The organism is Oceaniradius stylonematis, assembly GCF_003149475.2.
Lineage (GTDB): Bacteria > Pseudomonadota > Alphaproteobacteria > Rhizobiales > Rhizobiaceae > Roseitalea > Roseitalea stylonematis.
This window is the reverse complement of sequence record NZ_QFWV02000001.1, coordinates 32,287-50,325: the sequence shown is the minus strand read 5'-3', so window position 1 is coordinate 50,325 and position 18,039 is coordinate 32,287. Positions and strand designations below refer to the sequence as shown.

Genomic DNA, 18,039 nt, shown 5'->3' with positions numbered 1-18,039 from the left:
CCATCTCCGGGATAAAGCCGCCGTCCCTGTGAATGTGGGAGGGCGCGCCGGTCCGCTAGCAGTCCGTCAATGGCTGTCGCGCGGCAGCCCTTTGGTCTCGTCGATGCGCTGAAATTCAACCGCCGGGTCCAGCACCATGCCCTCGTCGAACTGGCAGACCATTGAGCGCTGGATCGCCTGCCACGGCGTCTGGGACGCCGGATAGGCATAGCCGCCCTTCGCGTCGAGCGCCGCGCGGCGCGCTTCCAGTTCAGCATCATCGAGCAGAACGTTCACCGTGCCGGCTTTCAGATCGACCCGCAGCCGGTCGCCATTTTCGAGCAGCGCAAGAGTGCCGCCAGCCGCCGCCTCGGGCGAGGCGTTGAGGATCGAGGGCGAACCGGACGTGCCCGACTGGCGCCCGTCGCCGATGCAGGGCAGGGAGGTGATGCCGCGTTTGATCAGCGCGTCCGGCGGCCGCATGTTGACCACTTCCGCCCCGCCCGGGTAGCCGATCGGCCCCGCCCCGCGCATGACGAGTATGGTGTTCTCGTCGATGCCTTCGGTCGNCGTCAGGGTTCGACAGAAAGCGTTTGCGGAAGTCCTCGGAGATGACCGAGGTTTTCATGATCGCCGAGCGGAACAGATTGCCTTTCAGGTTGATGAAGCCCGCTTCGCTCTTCAGCGCGGTCGCGACCGTCCGGATGACGTCTTCGTTCCGGTTCTCGGCATCGGCGCAATTGTCGGCCATCGTCCGGCCATTGACGGTGATCGCGCCCGGATGCGGCAGAAGATCGTTGCGGATCAGTTCGGCCACCACCGCCGGCACGCCGCCGGCGCGGTGATAATCCTCGCCCAGATACTCGCCGGCCGGCTGCAGATTGACGAGAAGCGGCACGGCATGGCCGAGCCGCTGCCAGTCGTCCGGCGTCAGTTCGAGACCCAGATGCCGAGCCAGCCCGTTCAGATGGATCGGCGCATTGGACGACCCGCCAATCGCCGAGTTGACGACGATGGCGTTCTCAAAGGCTTCCCGCGTCATGATGGCCGAGGGTGTGCGTTGTTCAAGCACAGCCTCGACCGCCATACGGCCGGTCTCGTAGGCCATCTGGCCGCGCTCGCGATAGGGCGCCGGAATCGCCGCCGACCCGGGCAGCTGCATGCCAAGCGCTTCGGCAAGCGAATTCATCGTCGTCGCCGTGCCCATCGTGTTGCAATAACCGACCGACGGCGCTGAGGCCGCCGCCGCGTCCATGAACTGGTCATAGTCGATCTCGCCGGCAGCGAGCTTTTCGCGGTACTTCCAGATGATCGTGCCCGAGCCGGCCCGCTCGCCCCGATGCCAGCCATTGAGCATCGGCCCGACCGACAGCGCGATGGCGGGGATGTTGACGGTCGCGGCGGCCATCAGAAGGGCAGGCGTGGTCTTATCGCAGCCGATCGTCAGCACCGCCCCGTCGATCGGGTAGCCGTACAGGACCTCGACGCAGGACAGATATTGCAGATTGCGGTCCAGTGCCGCGGTCGGCCGCTTGCCGGTCTCCTGGATCGGATGGACCGGGAATTCGAGCGGCACGCCGCCCGCCGCGATGATGCCGTCGCGCACCCGCTTGGCCAGTTCGATATGGTGCCGGTTGCATGGCGCGATGTCAGAACCCGTCTGCGCGATGCCGATGATCGGCTTGCCCGACTGCAGCTCCTCGCGCGTGATGCCGTAGTTCAGATAGCGCTCCAGATAGAGCGCGGTCATGTCCGGATTGTCCGGATTGTCGAACCAGGCCTGGCTGCGCAGTCTGGTGGTGCGCTTGCTGTTCATATGCGTTCCCCTTTGCCCTACCGGTATGGGCAAAGGGGACGCCGATCAAGCGTCGGCTTGCCCGCCCGCCCGCAAAGCCCGGACATGGGCCACCAGCGCGGCGGTCGACGCGTCGCGCTGGTCGGCTCCGTCGCCGGTTTCGACCACCGGCAGCAGGGCGGTCGCCAGTTCCTTGCCCAGTTCCACACCCCACTGGTCGAACGCGTTGATGCCGAAAAGCTGCGCCTCGACGAAGACGCGGTGTTCGTAAAGCGCTATGATCCGTCCCAGCGTAAAGGGGTCGAGCCGGTCATAGACCAACGTGGTCGAGGGCCGGTTGCCGGTGAACACCTTGTGCGGCGCCAGCGCATTGGCCGCCGCTTCTTCCATGCCGTTGGCCAGCAATTGGTCGGTCGCTTCCTTCAGCGTGCGGCCCTTCATCAGCGCCTCGGACTGGGCAAGACAGTTGGCCAGCAGCAAATGGTGATGATGGGCCAGATCGTCCTCGTGCCCGTTGGCGGCGACGAGGAACTCGACCGGGATGATGTCGGTGCCCTGGTGCAGCAGCTGGAAGAAGGCGTGCTGGCCGTTGGTGCCCGGCTCGCCCCACACGANGCTGCAGATAGGCCGGCAGGCGCGCCAGCCGCTGGTCGTAGGGGATCACCGCGCGGGACGGATAGCCGCTGATCGCCCTGTTCCAGTAGCCGATCAGGCCGGCCATGACGGGCAGGTTCTGCCGCATCGGCGCGGTCCTGAAATGGGTGTCCATGGCGTGCGCGCCGTCCAGAAAACGGCCGAACCGCGTCGGTCCGATCGCCATCATGATCGGCAGGCCGATCGCGCCCCACAGCGAATAGCGCCCGCCGACCCAGTCCCAGAAGCCGAAGGTCCGGTCGGCGCCGATCCCGAAATCGGCCACCTTGTCGAGCGCCGTGGAGACCGCGCAGAAATGCGCCCCGACGGCATCTTCGCCAAGCTGGCCGACCAGCCATTTGCGGGCGGTCGCCGCATTGGTCATCGTCTCAATGGTGGTGAAGGTCTTCGAGGCGATGATGAAAAGGGTGCGGGCCGGGTCGAGCCCGGCGAGCGTGTCTCCAATGTCGGCGCCGTCGACATTGGAGACGAAATGACAGCGCGGTCCGTCATGGAAGGGCGAAAGCGCGCGCACCGCCATCGCAGGTCCCAGATCGGAGCCGCCAATGCCGATATTGACGACGTCGGCGATCGGTTCGCCGGTGGCGCCGCGGATCGCGCCGTCGCGCACGCCATGGCAGAAATCGGCCATCGCGGCGAGCACGGCATTGACGGCTGGCATCACGTCGGCGCCGTCGACCATGACCGGATCGCCGGACCGGTTGCGGAGCGCGGTGTGCAGGACCGCGCGACCCTCGGTCGTGTTGATCGCTTCGCCGGCGAACATCGCCGCGCGCCGGCCGTCGACGTCACAGGTATCCGCAAGTCTTTCGAGCAGGTCCAGCGTCTGACCGTTGACCCGGCATTTCGACCAGTCGAGCAGCATGTCGTCGAGCCGGGCGGAATGGGCCTCGAACCGGTTGGCGTCGCGGGCGAACGCGGCGCGCATGTCGGTCGGCGCGCCGGTCGCGGCGTGCGCCTTGAGGGCCTTGATGGCGTCGGTCTTGCTGGTCATGGCGGTGTCCCCTTGTTGCACAGCGCTTTAGCAAAAGGGCGCGCGGAGGTCACCGGTCCTGGCGTGACAATCCGGTCACAGCCGAGACAGCAAAACGCCGCCGAACACCATGGCGACGCCGGCGATCCGCACCAGCGATATCGGCTGAACCGGAACGCCGAACGCGCCTATCGCATCTAGCGCCAGCGCCGCAACGAGCTGGCCGAATACGGTGGCGCTGACGACGGTCAACACGCCGAGCTTGGGCACGGCCCACAGGATGGCAAAAACGTAATAGGCGCCGAGAAGCCCGCCGGTCCATGCCCACCAGGGCATCGCGGCGAGGGCCGATCCGGCGGGGACGGCCCCGCGTGCGACCGTGACCGCGGTCAGGATAACGAAGCCGACACCGAACGAGATCGCGGCGGCAGCGACAGGATCGCCGGCCAGCCGGCCGAGCGTCGCATTGATCGGCCCTTGCGTGGACAAGAGCATGCCGCCGAATACGACGACGGCGATGGGAAGCAGATAGTTCAACGACATGGCGGGCCCTCCGGCCCGCCACCTATCGCGATTTCCGTGCGTTTGGCCAGCGCGTGCGGCCGGGCGTCAGCGCAGTTCGCGGCGCAGGATCTTGCCGACATTGGTCTTCGGCAATTCGTCCCGGAACTCGATGTGCTTGGGCCGCTTGTAGTTGGTCAGATGCTGCGCGCAGTGATCCTTGACGTCCTTTTCGGTGACGCCGTCATGGGCACGCACGACGAACAGCTTCACCGTTTCGCCGGAATGTTCGTCCGGCACGCCGACGGCCGCCGCCTCGACCACGCCCTCGCAGCCGGCCGCAACTTCCTCGATTTCGTTGGGATAGACGTTGAAGCCCGAGACCAGGATCATGTCCTTCTTGCGGTCGACGATCTTCGTGTAGCCGCCCTCATCCATGAAGCCCATGTCGCCGGAGCGGAAGAAGCCGTCCCCGGTCATCACCTTTTCGGTCTCGTCGGGCCGGTTCCAGTAGCCGGCCATCACCTGCGGGCCGCGAATGCAGATCTCGCCCACTTCGCCTAGCGGCAGCGGCTTGCCGTCATCGTCGCGGATCGAAATGTCGGTCGACGGCATCGGCAGGCCGATCGTGCCGGTGAACTCGGTCGCGTCCAGCCGGTTGCCGGTGGCAACCGGCGAGGTCTCCGACAGGCCGTAGCCTTCGGTGACCATGCAGCCGGTCACCTCGCGCCAGCGTTCGGCAACGGGCTTCTGCACAGCCATGCCGCCCCCGAAAGTCATGCGCAGATGGCTGAAGTCGAGCTTGTGGAAGTCGTCATTGTTCAACAGCGCGTTGAACAGCGTGTTCAAGCCCGGAAAGAAGTGAAATTCGTGATTGCCCAGTTCCTTGACGAAGCCCGGAATGTCGCGCGGATTGGGGATCAGGATGTTGTGCCCGCCCTCCTTGATGCCGACGAACGCGTTCACCGTCAGCGCGAAAATATGATAGAGCGGCAGCGCGCAGACATAGTTGATGCTGTCCGGCTTGCCCTTGGCGCGGTAGCCCACATCGAGCCAGGTCGAACACTGCTCGATATTGGCCAGAATGTTCGCATTGGTCAGCGTGGCGCCCTTGGAGACGCCGGTCGTGCCGCCCGTATATTGCAGGAAGGCGACATCCTCAGGTCCGATCTCCGGCCGGTTCGGCGTCTTGCCCTTTGCTTCTGCCAGAACCGCCTTGAACGATTTGTGCCCGTCAATGTGCCAGGCTGGCACCATCTTCTTGACGTGGCGGACAACCAGATTCACGATATGGCCCTTGAATCCCATCATGTCGCCCATGGTGGCGACGATGGCATGCTCGACCTGGGTGTCGTCGATCACCTGCTGCAGCGTGTTGGCGAAGTTTTCCAGGATCACGATCGCCCTGGCGCCGCTGTCGTTGAGCTGGTGCTCCAGTTCGCGCGGCGTGTAGAGCGGGTTGACGTTGACGACCGTCATGCCCGCGCGCAGCACGCCGGCCATGGCCACCGGATACTGCAATATGTTGGGCATCATCAGCGCGACGCGGTCGCCCTTCTGAAGTCCCAGCGACTGCAGGTGTGCGGCAAAGGCGTTCGAGGCGGCGTCGAGTTCGCCATAGCTGATCGCCTTGCCCATGCAGGAGAACGCGCGGCGCTCGGCGTAGCGTGCAAACGCATCGTCGAACAGGGCGGCGATGGATGTGTGGCTGAGCGCGCCGATCTCGGCGGGTGTGCCGTCAGGGTATGATTTCAGCCAGATGCGGTCGTTGTCCGCATCTGTTGGTGCGGGTGCGCGCTCGGCGGCAGGTTTTGCCATGGTGTCCTCCCAGACTGTGATGTGACACGCAGCACCGCGATGCCGGACCACATTGTGGTTTCGGGTGCCGCGTCCGGCCGCCCGATCTTCCCGCATGGCGGGAATCTGTCATGGATCGGTCATAATGAACTTAGCCGAAAGTCGCAAGCAATTCTAACGTATACGTCAATGTCACCATGTCGACTTCTGGCCCGCTTCGCGCCGGTCAGAATCCGCCGTGAACATCGAGATGTTTTTGTTCTTCGTCTGTGCTTTGCCGGCCCAGAACCGCATTGCGGTGCGGGAAACGTCCGAAGCGGACGATAACGTCGCGGTGCAGGTGCGCATACTTGATGCCGTCCTCCTTGCCCAGCGCCTGAAAGAGTTCGATCGCCCGATCCTGGTCGGCCAGCTCTTCCGAGTGCATGAACGGCATGTAGAGGAAATGCCGTTCGTCACCGGTCATTGACGCGTCGTGACCCGCCGAAATGGCGCTATCGGCGACGGCGCGCGCGTGGGCATCGCTTTCGAACGCGCGCGGGCTGTCGCGGAACATGTTGCGCGGAAACTGGTCGAGCACGATCACCGCGGCGAGCGTCGTGCGCGGATCGGTTACGAGTTCGGCCGAAGGCATGGCGCGCAAGCCCTCATAGGTCTCGGCGAACCGGGTCTGGATGGCCTCGTCGACTTCATCGTCGCGCTTGAACCATTGGGCGGGTTCGAGTTCGCCGAACCAGAAGTCCAGCACCGGTTCGATCCAGTCTTGCGCCATCGTGGGGCCTCCCCTTTCGGCGCCGGAAGCCGGCGCGTTCAGGCTGGACGAAAGCACAGACCGCGCCCTTCGGGCAATCGCAAGTGTCAGCCGGATCAAAGGCGTTGAGCGCACCTTCCCGGCGATGCGGTGCCGCCGCCCGTTTGGCCCCGTTGCGGCCTGCAATACGTGGTGCACACAGGCTTTGCGGCGAAATCGAGTTTACATGTGACAAGGGCAGTGACATATGTAAGGTCATGAGGAGGGTTCTCATGCGGAATGAACGATCGTCCGAGGATGTCGCCTTGGGAATCCGGCGGCGCGTCTTCGAGCACGCCATGCGCAACAATGGCGGATATTTGTCGCAGGCCTGTTCGGCCGGTGAGCAGTTGGCCTGGCTCTACAATGAAGAGCTCAATCTCGGGCCGCCGACACTTCCGCCCATTCCCGAGCCGTTCGGCGGCGTGCCTTCTGCCGGCAATCCGGGCTATCACACAGGCGCCGGCTACAACGGACCTGCCGAACCCGGCTACGACCGGCTGTTCATCGCGCCCGCCCACTATGCGCTGGTCGCCTATGCGACGCTGATCGAGGTCGGCCGCATGGCGCCCGAGGGTCTCGACATGTTCAACAAGGACGGCTCATCGGTCGAAATGATCGGCGCCGAACATTCGCCGGGCATGGAGGTGCACAACGGCACGCTCGGCATCGGCCTGTCGACCGCCGCCGGCCTCGCTTGGGGCCGGACACGCAAGGGCGAGCCGGGCCGCACCTGGGTCTTCATGTCCGACGGCGAGGTGCAGGAGGGGCAGACATGGGAAGCGGTTCAGGCCTGCGCCCATCACGGCATCGACAATCTCTACGCGATCATGGACGTCAACGCCCAGCAATGCGACGGCGCCATGGATTCGGTGATGGAAGTGGGCGACATCCGTCAGAAATTCCTCACCTTTGGTGCCGCCTGCGTCGAGATCGACGGCCACGATCTGGGCGCCATGCGCGATGCGGTGCGCGAGCCGCATGAGGGCAGACCGCTGATCATTCTGGCGCACACCAGCCCGTTCCACACGATGAGCATTCTCCAGGAACGGTTTCCGCGCCTTCACTATGTGCGCTTCAAGTCCGAGGACGAACGTGCGCGCATGAACGCATCGATCGCCGCCGATCTCGGCGTCGAGCCGATCAACTATACGCATTGAGGAGCGCGATCATGGTTGAGATGGTGAACCGCCCCTATGCGTCGGCCTTCGAGAAATTCGCCGCCGGCAATCCGGATATTTTGTGCCTGTCCGCCGACCTGACATCGTCCTGCGAGATCGACGGTTTCCGCGACCGGCACCCCGACCAGTTCGTCTCTCTCGGGATGGCAGAGCAGAACATGATGAGTTTTGCCGGCGGTCTCGGGCTGGCCGGCTTCCGGCCTTTCATCCACACATTCGGCGTCTTCATGTATCGCCGGCCCTACGACCAGCTGATGGCCTCGATCGCCTATCCAAGGCGCAAAGTCCGGCTGATGGGGTTCCTGCCGGGCGTCACCACGCCGGGCGGCATGACCCACCAGTCGATCGAGGACATTTCGGTGATGCGCTCGATCCCGAACATGACGATCCTGGAGACGGGCGATGCCACCGAGGTCGAAAGCATCTGCGAGGCCGCCGACACGATTGACGGACCCGTCTGGTGCCGCGTTCTGCGCGGCTCGGTCCCGCGCCTGTTCGACACGCCGATAAGGGTCGGCGAGATGCGCGAACTGGCGGATGGCGATGACATTCTGGTCGTCACGTCCGGCATCTGCACCGAAGAGGCGCTGCGTGCCCGCTCGGCGCTTAAAAAGGCCGGCCTGTCGATCCGCCACCTTCATCTGCACACGATCAAGCCGTTCGACCATGGAGCGTTGCTCGACCATATCGGCTCGGTGCGGCACGGCGTGATCACGCTGGAAAACCATGTCACCGAGGGCGGCGTCGGCAGCCTTGTCGCCGAAACCATGGCCGATGCCGGCGTCGGCAAGCGTTTGGTGCGGCTTGGTCTCAGGGACACCTATGCCCATGGCGGATCGCGCGCCTATCTGATGCGCTATTACGGGCTCGACGCGCTCGCCCTTGTGCGCGGCATCGAAGACCTTGTGGGCCAGTCGTTCGGCATCGGCGAGGACGATCTGGACGCGGCGCGCGTCGATGCGGTGCATTCGCTGGTCAAGGCCGAAGCGCTCTGATCGGGCGCTGGCCCTTCAAAACCGGACGCTCGGCGAGACCGGCGACCTGCAAGACGCTTGAAGATTTGGAGAGATGGCTGGGGAACCTGGATTCGAACCAGGACTAACGGAGTCAGAGTCCGTGGGTCTACCGTTAACCTATTCCCCAACAGGCCGCGCCGGTGGCTGACCGAACAGGCGGACAGGCGCCGATATATGGCGTTTGGCGCGCCAATGCAATTGTCTTGCGCGCATTTTGCCTTGGCGTTTTTCCGCGCCCCTGATACGCTTTGCTCAACTTCACACACAGCGCGCGAGCTGCGCCCCAAGGCTGCGCCGCGCGGGAGAAATGATGTGACCAAGCCTGGTCCGGACACTGACGTGTCCCACTCAGGCCCCCATGTCCGTGGCGAGACAGCCGCCGATGGACCCGGTGACGGCCCTGTCGAGACGGGCGCCCATGCGGCGCCGCGCTCCGCCACATCAAAGCCTGACGGCAACCGGGAAACGTCGCCGAGCCACGAGGCCGCCCGCCCGGACGATCACGATCCGTTCGCCAAACGGCCCTCCAAGCGCGGACGCCGCCGCCGCCGCAGCGACCGCAATGGCGCGGCGAAAAGCGCCGCACCGGACACCACGCCCGACGATGGGCGTGATCGTGCGGCCGGCGCGGCCGACGAAAAGCCGGTAGCTGGCCGCGGCAAGCGCCGGCGCGGCCGCCGCAAGCGCAATGCCGCCCGATCCGACAATAACGCCATGGCGACGACAGCCGCCCAGCACGGAACGCCGTGCGGCCAGCGCAAGGACAAGCCGTCGCCGCCGGCGCCCGCCATCCGCCGGGAACGCGAGGCGCCCACCGCCTATGCCGCGCTCGATCTTGGCACCAACAATTGCCGCCTTCTGGTTGCCGTGCCGACCAAGCCCTGGTCGTTCCGCGTGGTCGATGCGTTCTCGCGCATCGTGCGTCTGGGCGAGGGGCTGGGCGCGTCGGGCCGCCTCTCGGACGAGGCGATGGACCGCGCGGTCGGCGCGCTCGCCGTCTGCCGCGACAAGCTGACCGCCCGGCCGATCGGCCGCACCCGCCTGATCGCCACCGAGGCCTGCCGCTCGGCCGAAAACGGCGCCGAATTTCTTGATCGCGTCCGCGACCAGACCGGGTTGAAACTGGAAGTCGTCGACCGCGAGACCGAGGCACGTCTGGCGGTTGCGGGCTGCGGATCTCTGGTCGACCGGTCGGCGCGCTCGACCGTGCTGTTCGACATTGGCGGCGGATCGTCGGAGATTGCCGTCATCGATCTGCCCCATGCCGGCCGCCGCAACCTCTCCGACAACATCGTCGCATGGACGTCGCTGCCGGTCGGTGTCGTCACCATGGCCGAGCGTTTCGGCGGCACCCATGTGGATGCCGAGAGCTTTTCGGCGATGGTCGCCCATGCCGAGGCGCTTCTGGGCGAGTTCGCCGAAAAACATCGGCGTGGCGGCAACGGCGTCTCCGACGACGCGTTCCACCTGATCGGCACCTCGGGCACGGTGACGACGCTGGCTGGAATTCATCTGGGCCTTGCCCGCTACGACCGCCGGCGTGTCGATGGCCTCTGGATGCGCGACCACGAGGTCGACCGCATCAACGACCGGATCCTGTCCTGGTCGTTCGACGAGCGCGTCGCCAACCCGTGCATCGGGCGCGACCGCGCCGATCTCGTGCTGGCCGGCTGTGCGATTCTGCAGGCGATCCGCAATGTCTGGCCGGCGCAACGCCTGCGGGTGGCCGATCGCGGCCTGCGCGAGGGCCTTCTGACCGAGATGATGGCCGCCGACGGCGTCTGGCGCCGCGGCCGTCACCGGCGCGGACGGCCTGACACGGCGCCCAAGCCGCGCCCCGCCGGCGGGCCGGGCGGGCAGCGATGAGGGGGCGGCCATGAAACGCAAATCGGCAAAGCCCGGCGGCCGGTCGATCAACCAGCATGTGCGCCGCAAGCAAAAGCTCAAGCCATCCTCGCGCCGCTGGATCGAACGCCAGCTCAACGACCCCTATGTGCAGCGGGCCAAGCGCGAGGGCATGCGCTCGCGCGCCGCCTACAAGCTCGTCGAGATCGACGACAAGCACGGTCTTCTGGCCCCTGGCAAGCGGGTGATCGATCTGGGCGCCGCGCCCGGCGGCTGGTGCCAGGTCGCCGTCGAACGCACCGGCTCGACGCCCGAAAAACCGCTTGTCGCCGCGATCGACTATCTGGGCATGGACCCGGTGCCGGGCGTGACGATCCTGGAAATGGACTTTCTCGACGAGGATGCGCCCGAAAAGCTGATGGCGGCGCTCGACGGCGCGCCCGATATCGTGCTGTCCGACATGGCCGCGCCCACCGTCGGCCACCGCAAGACCGACCACATGCGCACCATGTATCTGGTCGAAGTCGCCGCCGAGTTCGCCATGGAGGTGCTCAGGCCCGGCGGGCACTTCCTGACCAAGACGTTCCAGGGCGGCACCGAAAAGGCGCTGCTCGACCGGCTCAAGAACCATTTCGCCAAGGTCATCCACGTCAAGCCCGACGCCAGCCGCGCCGAATCGGTGGAGCTCTATTTGCTGGCGAAAGGGTTCAAGGGGCGCGCGTGAGGTAGGGCTGCCAGATGTCCGCTTTGCGGACACTACCGAATGTCCGCAAAGCACTTGGTCGAGCGATTAAGCAGCCTGATCGAAACGGATCTTGCCGTGGTGCAAGAAAAAGCTCTTGCTGAAGACAGACATATCGAGCGGGTTGGGCAAACGAACATCTGAGATGTCCGGCATGGACTTCTCAACCAAGTCGAACGACCGATCAATTTGAGAGATGACGGCACAGATGGCGCCTGCACCAATCACGTATCTCTGTAGAGATTTGATCTGATCATCAAGGCTCGGATTGCTGCGTTTCTGGTCGAGCAGTTGAAGGTAGTCAACGACGACGAGCGCCGGTTCCTTCTCGGCCTCGAGGCGATTGATGATATAGTCCGCAGACACATAATCAGATGTATCGATCACCACCGATTTGTTGATGGAACTTGGGTCCATGCCTATCGTCGAGAACCGATCGGCAATATCGCGCTCATGGTAGTCGAGCGTAAAGAAGAAGCCTTTCCGGCGGAATTGCGATGCCTTTGCCACCAGTTCTAGACCCAGAAGCGTCTTGCCATGTCCTGGCCGCGCCCCAATGAGCGCCAAGTCGCCGGATTCCAGTAGCGACAGAATTTTTCGCGCCGGACTTCCGCTCGCTGATGACGACACCAGATGGCTCCAGCTGGTGAACCCCTCTGCGACGGCAACTCTGTTTAGTGCCTGGTGCAGGGAAACACCGTTTCCCCGGGTCAAGAGCTTAGCCTTACGCTTCAATACGTAAATGGGAGCAGACAACTGCATGTGACTTCCTCCTCTTTCGAGCCGCTTCTGCAATCCCTCCTTATGCGTGCGCTCGTACGAGAAAGGTTGAGACGAATTCGCTCAGCATGACTGATGCTTCCCGGATGGAGGGCGGAGGCCCGAGCAAGGCCTGTCAGCAATTTGCCCGAATTAAACCGACGACTCAAACTGAAAAGTGACCGTTAGCCGCATTCCGTCGACTGATCAGTTTGGGCTCCTAGCGGTCGGTCGACATGGCCTGTCAGGACGCTCGCTTTGGGCCGAGCGGACCGCTCACACCACCATCTGAAAGACGATGCCCGAGACGATCGCGCCGGTAACGCCAAGCGCGATATAGGTGGCGAACACCGGCGCTCTGACCAGCGACCAGACCGCCGCCATGGCGGGGATCGAGCTGACCGCGCCGGCCACCAGGAACGCCATCGCCGCGCCCGGGCTCATGCCCTGTTCGGTCAAACCGGCCAGAAGCGCCGGCGCGACATAGGAGTTGAGGTATGCCGGCATGCCGACCAGCGCCGAGATGACGATCGGGCCGAGGCCCTCGCCGCCGACAAGCCCGGCGATCAGCGAAGCGGGCACATAGGTCACCAGCAGCGCTTCGAGCACATAGGCGAGCGCCAGCCATTGCGCCAGAAAGGCGGCGTTGGCGCGCAGTTCGGCACTGAAATTGTCGATGCGCTGGCCCTCGGCCCAGAAGCGCCAGACCGGGCGGCCATCGAAGGGCGAGGGGCCGCAGCCGCAGCCGCGCTTGATGGCGCCGCGCGCAACGTCTTTGAACAACCCGCCCGCCGTCAGCGCCTTGACCGCATAGCCGCCGGCCAGACCGATGCCGACCGCGGCAACCGCCTTGCCGATCGCATAGGGCCAGCCGAGCGCGGCGGCGGTGATCAGAAGCGTCGGCGGGTCGATCAGCGGCGACGCCAGCCAGAAGGCCATGATCGCCGACAAAGGCGCTCCAACCGCCAGAAGGCCGGCAATGAAGGGGATCACTTCGCACGAGCAGAAGGGCGCCAGCCCGCCGAACAGGGCGGCGAGCACGATGGCGCGATTCTCGCGGCCCTCGAATGCCCGGCCGATGCTCGCCTCGGCGCCGGCTGCCTTCAGCCATGCGATCAGGATCACGGCGAACGCGATATAGGGCAGTGTGCTCAGAAACGCGCCCGCCGCAAAGCCGACGATCGCTTCGAAACGCTCCGGATCGAGGATCGAGATGATCAGCGGCACCGCGACCACGACGGTCCACGGCGTCGCCAGCACCGATAGCGGGTTTGTCGTCCGGCCTGGTCGAGCCTCCTGAGCGGTATCGAGCGTTGTCATGCCGCTTCTTCCTTCCCGGCGGCGCTGTCGGCACAGCATTCGCGCAGCAGATAGGCGCCCAACTCTTCCAGATGGTCGAATTCGGCGCGGTTGATGACGGAGCGACCCTGCTTTTCCTGGGAGATCAGCCCGCCCGACGCCAGAAAGCGCAGATGATGGGCGAGCGTCGATGCGGCCATCCCCGAACGCGCCTGAATGTCGCCGACCGTCAAGCCGTCCGGGCCGGCCTTGACCAGCGCCAGCAGCACTTCCAGCCGCGGTTCAGAACCGATGGCGGCAAAGCCTTGCGCGGCGCGCTCTATGTCCATGGTGTTCTCCTATAAAACTAGAAATCTAGTTATATAGAGATGAAAGCGGTGTCAATCCGTGCCAAGGGTCTTTTGATCGCCCTCAAGCCGTGTTACGGCCCACTGCCAACGTGACCGGGCGGCGCGCCTTTCCGCGCCCCAATCCAGGACCCCAACGATGGCCAAGATCATTGATACAGCGAGCGGCGCCTATGCGCTGACGTTCGACGACGTGCTTCTGCAGCCCGGCGCCTCCGAGATCATGCCGGCGCAGACCGACATCACCACGCGCATCGCCCGGGACATTGAACTGTCCCTGCCGATCCTGTCTGCGGCGATGGACACGGTGACCGAATCGCGCCTTGCCATCGCCATGGCCCAGGCCGGCGGCATCGGCATCATCCACCGCAACCTCAACCCCGAGGAGCAGGCCGAGGAGGTCCGCCAGGTCAAGAAATTCGAAAGCGGCATGGTGGTCAATCCCGTCGTGATCGGTCCCGACGCGACGCTCGCCGACGCCAAGGCGCTGATGCGCGCGCACCGCATTTCCGGCATTCCGGTCGTCGAAGACGCCGGCATCGGCAGCCAGAGGCCGGGCCGTCTGGTCGGCATCCTGACCAACCGCGATGTCCGCTTTGCCGATGACCCGGGCCAGAAGGTCTATGAGCTGATGACGCGCGAAAACCTGGTGACGGTGCGCGAAAATGTCGGCCAGGACGAAGCCAAGCGGCTGTTGCACACCCACCGGATCGAAAAGCTGCTGGTAATCGACGAAAAAGGGTTCTGCGTCGGCCTCATCACCGTCAAGGACATGGAGAAGGCGCAGCTCAACCCTCATGCTGCCAAGGATGCGCAGGGACGCCTGCGCGTCGGCGCGGCCGTCAGCGTCGGCGCCGATGCGCTCGACAGGGCCGACCGGCTGACCGAGGCGGGCGTCGACGTGATCGTCGTCGACACGGCACATGGCCATTCGCGCCGCGTGCTCGATGCGGTCGGCGAGGTCAAGAAGCGCTCGAACGCGGTGCGGATCATCGCCGGCAATGTGGCGACCGCCGACGGTGCCAGGGCGTTGATCGACGCCGGTGCCGACGCGGTCAAGGTCGGCATCGGGCCCGGATCGATCTGCACGACGCGCATGGTGGCCGGCGTCGGAATGCCGCAGCTGGCCGCCGTGATGGCCGCGTCCGAAGAAGCGCAAAAACAGGACATTCCCGTGATCGCCGATGGCGGCATCAAGCTGTCGGGCGATCTGGCAAAGGCACTGGCCGCCGGCGCTTCGGCGGCGATGGTCGGCTCGGTTCTGGCCGGCACGGACGAAAGCCCGGGCGAGGTCTATCTGCACCAGGGCCGCTCCTACAAGGCCTATCGCGGCATGGGCTCGGTCGGCGCGATGGCGCGCGGCTCGGCCGACCGCTATTTCCAGGCCGAAGTGCGCGACACGCTCAAGCTGGTGCCCGAGGGCATCGAGGGTCAGGTGCCCTACAAGGGCCCCGTCTCGGGCGTGCTGCACCAGCTCGCCGGCGGTTTGCGCGCGGCGATGGGCTATACCGGATCGGCGACGCTCAAGGATCTGCATGAGCGAGCTGCATTCGTGCGCATCACCAATTCGGGCCTGCGCGAAAGCCATACCCACGGCGTCTCCATCACCCGCGAAAGCCCGAACTATCCGGGCGGCAACTGACCGCCGCCATGTCCATTCAGACCAAGGCGCTGATCGCGCTCGCCATCGTCTGGTTCGCTGCCATGGCGGGCATGCACGTGTTCTGGTTCGAGCCGATGACCGGCGGATTGCGGGCGCCCGATTCGCGCCCCTTGGGCTATGCCGCCGATGATTTCGCGGCTTGGCAGGCAGCGCTCGGCGCCGACGGGCAGGCTGCCTTCCTGCGCTGGCATTCGGGCTTTGCGGATTTCGTCTTTCCATGGCTGCTGATGGCCGCGCTCTTCCTTGCGATGCGCGAGACGCTCCGCCGGCTGCCGCGTTACAGGCATCTGCCGCGCTGGACGCAGATCGCCGTGCCGCTTGCGCTGGTCGCGCCCTATGGTCTGTTCGACGTGCTCGAGAACGGCCTCGTCGCCGACATGCTCACCGGTGCCGTGCCGGTCAACGACGCATCGGTCGGGCTTGCGAGCGCCTACACGCTGCTCAAATGGGCGTTCGTCGCGCTGGCGCTGGGCGCGCTGTTCGTGTTCCGCCTGGCTGCGTCGCGGCACGCACGCCGCACCTGATCGCCTCAGGAGCCGGCCGGCACATGCACCACGGCATGCTCGTCGGTGTGAAGGCGTACCCAGTCCTCGCGCGCATCGAGCAACGCGATCGCCGGATCGCCTTGCGGCAGCAGCGTCCAGCCGATCCCGTGATCGACAAGCGTTGCCGCCAGCGCATCCGCATCGCCCGCTTCCTGGAAATGCGCGGCAATGAACGCGCCATTGTCGAACAGGCGGTCGGCCCGTCCGTCGATGAATGTCGGTATGCCCTCGAAGATCAGCGCGCCGCCGAACCCGTAGCCGTTCAGCACATTGCCGGCGATCCCCGCATCGCGCACCGCCTCGAGCGCCGCGGAGGGATAGGTGCGCGCCGCCGGTGAGAGACGGTCGTTTGCGACCGAGGGCCCCATGGCCAGCACGACGCCGGCAACCGCCGCCGCCATAAGCGCTCGGGGATGACGGCCGGCCAGCGTTTCCAGCCCGTCGCGCACCTGTTTTTCGCGCCAACGGTCAAGTGATAGGGCCGGAAAGGCGCGCGCGATCTCACCGGCAAGAAGAGCGACCGGCAGCAGATACAAAAGCGTGACGAACCGGATATGCGCCAGGCTCAGATAGATGAGGAAGGCGATGAACACCGCCTTGGCCAACGATGTGCGCAGGCCAGTCGTCAGCAACAGCACGAACGCCGCGACCAGATGCAGCGTCAGCACCCTGTCTTCGCCAAACGCATAGGACCGCCATTCGCGAATATGGGCGAGGGCCGGATTGTCGGCGATCACGAAGGTCGAGGCGATCGACTGCCACCCATAGGGATGGATGCATGCCACGACCGGCAGAAGCGCCAGAAAGACGATCCAGCGGCGCACCGTGCGATGCCGCCAGATCAGCGCCGGTGTCCACTTGCGCCAACGCGGCCACAATGGATCGTTCATAATGAAATGGGCGAACGCGGCGGCGGCGGCGACGAAGCCGAGTGTGAAGCCGCCATGCATGTTGGCCCACAGCGCCATTGCGCCGAGCGCCGCCCAGCGCGGCGCCGTCCGGCGTGCGGCCGCGTCCCACACGTGGATGATGAACCAGACCGCCACGGGCAAGGCCAGCGCATGCGGCCGCGCCAGAAACGTGCTGCTCGCCATGGCGAAGAACCAGACGCCAAGCAGCAGCGTCGCGACCGGGTTCAGATGCCGCGCCAGCGCCCGGTGCACGATCGCCATCGTCGCCAGCAGCGCGCCGATCGTCAGCGCCACCACGCCGGTCCAGCCGGCGGCCATGTGCGCCACCGCCAGAAGCACGCCCGAAAGCCATTGCTTGGCGATCCACTGCTCACCGTCAAAGGTGTGCGAATAGCTGTCGGCGACGGGGAAGACGCCGGTGGCCAGAATGTCCCGCCCCAGAGCGATGTGCCACAGCGTGTCGGGATCGTTGAGCAGCTTGGGCGCGGCCAGCGCCAGCATCAGCCCGGCGATCAGCAGTGCCAGCGCGCCGAACCCGGCCATGATGCGCCCGGGCGCGACGGGCCGCGTCGCGGTCGATGGAGCGGCCGTTGGGCCGTGATGAATGATGTCGGACATGGGGCGGTGGCCTTGATAGCGGTCGGCCCATTGTGCCCGGCCAGTGCTTGCCAAGGGCTTAAGCGGTGCCGGTCAGCGCTTGAACGGCTTGGCAGGCGGCGTCTTGAAGCCGGTCGGCAGATCGTCGAACAGCGCCAGCGTGCCGCCATCGCCGCCGGTCCGGCCCCAGCCGGTCATCCAGGGCAGGGTGGGCGCGACCGCGCCCGCCCGTTCCCAGGCGAAGTAGCCAAACGCCCCTGTGGCCGGGATCGGCGCGATCGCTTCGGGGTTGTCGAGCACCAGCCCGCACGGCCCGCCGAACCATGGGCTGTCGCTTTCGGTGACGATGTCGATCACGTCCACCGTGCCGATGATGGCGCTGCGCACCAATGCGTCGGGCGCCGGCGCTCTCACGCCAACCTCGGCAAGCTTGTGAACGGCCCAGCGATATTCGGATTGGCGCATGCCGGAGGCCGCATGGATGCAGATGCGCCGGCAATCCATCCCTCCGGCGCGGATCGAACCGGCGGTGCGGTTCTCGATGTCCTTGCCGCCATGGATAATCGCCCATGCCCATGGCTGGCGCACGGACAGGGCGAGGGATGGCAGTGAGTCGTTTGGCATGGTGGGCAACCGGTCGGTGTG

Annotated in this window: 14 protein-coding genes, 1 tRNA gene and 2 pseudogenes; 6 read left to right on the top strand and 11 right to left on the bottom strand. The window is 65.4% G+C overall.

All coding sequences use genetic code 11. The annotated features are described in order from the left end of the window. Nucleotides 1–66 precede the first annotated feature (66 nt). From DEM25_RS00250 to DEM25_RS00230, 5 genes and pseudogenes are all read right to left on the bottom strand, one after another. Nucleotides 67–1,795: pseudogene (locus DEM25_RS00250) on the bottom strand (IlvD/Edd family dehydratase). Between the two features lie 45 nt (nt 1,796–1,840). Next, nucleotides 1,841–3,422: pseudogene (locus tag DEM25_RS00245) on the bottom strand (glucose-6-phosphate isomerase). 75 nt (nt 3,423–3,497) lie between these two features. Continuing rightward, complete coding sequence (locus DEM25_RS00240; RefSeq protein ID WP_109768734.1) at nt 3,498–3,944, bottom strand: DMT family transporter; 447 nt, start codon at nt 3,942–3,944, stop codon at nt 3,498–3,500. Nucleotides 3,945–4,010: 66 nt separating this feature from the next. After that, nucleotides 4,011–5,720, bottom strand: coding sequence for a long-chain-fatty-acid--CoA ligase (locus DEM25_RS00235; protein ID WP_109768753.1), 1,710 nt, complete (start codon nt 5,718–5,720; stop codon nt 4,011–4,013). A gap of 205 nt (nt 5,721–5,925) precedes the next feature. Then, nucleotides 5,926–6,471 (bottom strand): DUF924 family protein, encoded by a 546-nt coding sequence (locus tag DEM25_RS00230; RefSeq protein WP_109768752.1) that lies wholly within the window; start codon nt 6,469–6,471, stop codon nt 5,926–5,928. Nucleotides 6,472–6,722: 251 nt separating this feature from the next. Between DEM25_RS00230 and DEM25_RS00225 the strand changes: the two genes are divergently transcribed. Both DEM25_RS00225 and DEM25_RS00220 read left to right on the top strand, forming a co-directional pair. After that, on the top strand, nt 6,723–7,649 hold the full coding sequence (locus DEM25_RS00225) for a transketolase (RefSeq protein ID WP_109768733.1): 927 nt from the start codon (nt 6,723–6,725) through the stop codon (nt 7,647–7,649). An 11-nt stretch (nt 7,650–7,660) separates the two neighbouring features. After that, nucleotides 7,661–8,665, top strand: coding sequence for a transketolase family protein (locus DEM25_RS00220; protein ID WP_109768732.1), 1,005 nt, complete (start codon nt 7,661–7,663; stop codon nt 8,663–8,665). A 74-nt stretch (nt 8,666–8,739) separates the two neighbouring features. On the opposite strand, the gene DEM25_RS00215 is transcribed toward DEM25_RS00220, so the two are convergent. Beyond that, nucleotides 8,740–8,813: transfer RNA gene (locus DEM25_RS00215), tRNA-Gln, on the bottom strand. A gap of 212 nt (nt 8,814–9,025) precedes the next feature. Between DEM25_RS00215 and DEM25_RS00210 the strand changes: the two genes are divergently transcribed. Then, the gene (locus tag DEM25_RS00210) at nt 9,026–10,552 is read left to right on the top strand and encodes a Ppx/GppA phosphatase family protein (protein WP_245412700.1); all 1,527 of its coding nucleotides are present in this window, start codon (nt 9,026–9,028) and stop codon (nt 10,550–10,552) included. Nucleotides 10,553–10,562: 10 nt separating this feature from the next. Next, nucleotides 10,563–11,255, top strand: a complete 693-nt coding sequence (locus DEM25_RS00205; RefSeq protein ID WP_109768731.1) for an RlmE family RNA methyltransferase — start codon at nt 10,563–10,565, stop codon at nt 11,253–11,255. A gap of 66 nt (nt 11,256–11,321) precedes the next feature. Here the strand turns inward: DEM25_RS00205 and DEM25_RS00200 are convergent, their stop codons facing one another. The 3 genes from DEM25_RS00200 to DEM25_RS00190 form a co-directional block, all read right to left on the bottom strand. Next, nucleotides 11,322–12,035: a DNA helicase gene (locus DEM25_RS00200; RefSeq protein WP_109768730.1), complete on the bottom strand. Its 714-nt coding sequence runs from the start codon at nt 12,033–12,035 to the stop codon at nt 11,322–11,324. A gap of 273 nt (nt 12,036–12,308) precedes the next feature. Continuing rightward, on the bottom strand, nt 12,309–13,352 hold the full coding sequence (locus DEM25_RS00195; RefSeq protein ID WP_109768729.1) for a permease: 1,044 nt from the start codon (nt 13,350–13,352) through the stop codon (nt 12,309–12,311). Further along, entirely contained in the window at nt 13,349–13,660 is a 312-nt protein-coding gene (locus tag DEM25_RS00190; RefSeq protein ID WP_109768728.1) for an ArsR/SmtB family transcription factor, read from the bottom strand. Before DEM25_RS00190 ends, DEM25_RS00195 begins: the two co-directional genes overlap by 4 nt. 157 nt (nt 13,661–13,817) lie before the next feature. Here DEM25_RS00190 and guaB point away from each other — a divergent pair, with 157 nt between their 5' ends. Continuing rightward, complete coding sequence (gene guaB / locus DEM25_RS00185) at nt 13,818–15,320, top strand: IMP dehydrogenase (protein ID WP_109768727.1); 1,503 nt, start codon at nt 13,818–13,820, stop codon at nt 15,318–15,320. 8 nt (nt 15,321–15,328) lie between these two features. After that, on the top strand, nt 15,329–15,865 hold the full coding sequence (locus tag DEM25_RS00180; protein ID WP_109768726.1) for a hypothetical protein: 537 nt from the start codon (nt 15,329–15,331) through the stop codon (nt 15,863–15,865). A 5-nt stretch (nt 15,866–15,870) separates the two neighbouring features. Here DEM25_RS00180 and DEM25_RS00175 read toward each other — a convergent pair whose 3' ends face one another. Then, entirely contained in the window at nt 15,871–17,415 is a 1,545-nt protein-coding gene (locus DEM25_RS00175) for a hypothetical protein (RefSeq protein ID WP_120222603.1), read from the bottom strand. Between the two features lie 72 nt (nt 17,416–17,487). Continuing rightward, nucleotides 17,488–18,018 (bottom strand): ASCH domain-containing protein, encoded by a 531-nt coding sequence (locus DEM25_RS00170; protein ID WP_147393249.1) that lies wholly within the window; start codon nt 18,016–18,018, stop codon nt 17,488–17,490. Between the last annotated feature and the right edge of the window lie 21 nt (nt 18,019–18,039).

What these genes read in the sequence shown, in the direction of transcription:
- DEM25_RS00225 (WP_109768733.1), top strand. Translation starts at nt 6,723, where the DNA reads ATGCGGAATGAACGATCGTCCGAGGATGTCGCCTTGGGAATCCGGCGG.
- DEM25_RS00195 (WP_109768729.1), bottom strand. Translation starts at nt 13,352, where the DNA reads ATGACAACGCTCGATACCGCTCAGGAGGCTCGACCAGGCCGGACGACA.
- DEM25_RS00190 (WP_109768728.1), bottom strand. Translation starts at nt 13,660, where the DNA reads ATGGACATAGAGCGCGCCGCGCAAGGCTTTGCCGCCATCGGTTCTGAA.
- guaB (WP_109768727.1), top strand. Translation starts at nt 13,818, where the DNA reads ATGGCCAAGATCATTGATACAGCGAGCGGCGCCTATGCGCTGACGTTC.
- DEM25_RS00205 (WP_109768731.1), top strand. Translation starts at nt 10,563, where the DNA reads ATGAAACGCAAATCGGCAAAGCCCGGCGGCCGGTCGATCAACCAGCAT.
- DEM25_RS00240 (WP_109768734.1), bottom strand. Translation starts at nt 3,944, where the DNA reads ATGTCGTTGAACTATCTGCTTCCCATCGCCGTCGTCGTATTCGGCGGC.
- DEM25_RS00230 (WP_109768752.1), bottom strand. Translation starts at nt 6,471, where the DNA reads ATGGCGCAAGACTGGATCGAACCGGTGCTGGACTTCTGGTTCGGCGAA.
- DEM25_RS00220 (WP_109768732.1), top strand. Translation starts at nt 7,661, where the DNA reads ATGGTTGAGATGGTGAACCGCCCCTATGCGTCGGCCTTCGAGAAATTC.
- DEM25_RS00175 (WP_120222603.1), bottom strand. Translation starts at nt 17,415, where the DNA reads ATGTCCGACATCATTCATCACGGCCCAACGGCCGCTCCATCGACCGCG.
- DEM25_RS00235 (WP_109768753.1), bottom strand. Translation starts at nt 5,720, where the DNA reads ATGGCAAAACCTGCCGCCGAGCGCGCACCCGCACCAACAGATGCGGAC.
- DEM25_RS00180 (WP_109768726.1), top strand. Translation starts at nt 15,329, where the DNA reads ATGTCCATTCAGACCAAGGCGCTGATCGCGCTCGCCATCGTCTGGTTC.
- DEM25_RS00200 (WP_109768730.1), bottom strand. Translation starts at nt 12,035, where the DNA reads ATGCAGTTGTCTGCTCCCATTTACGTATTGAAGCGTAAGGCTAAGCTC.
- DEM25_RS00170 (WP_147393249.1), bottom strand. Translation starts at nt 18,018, where the DNA reads ATGCCAAACGACTCACTGCCATCCCTCGCCCTGTCCGTGCGCCAGCCA.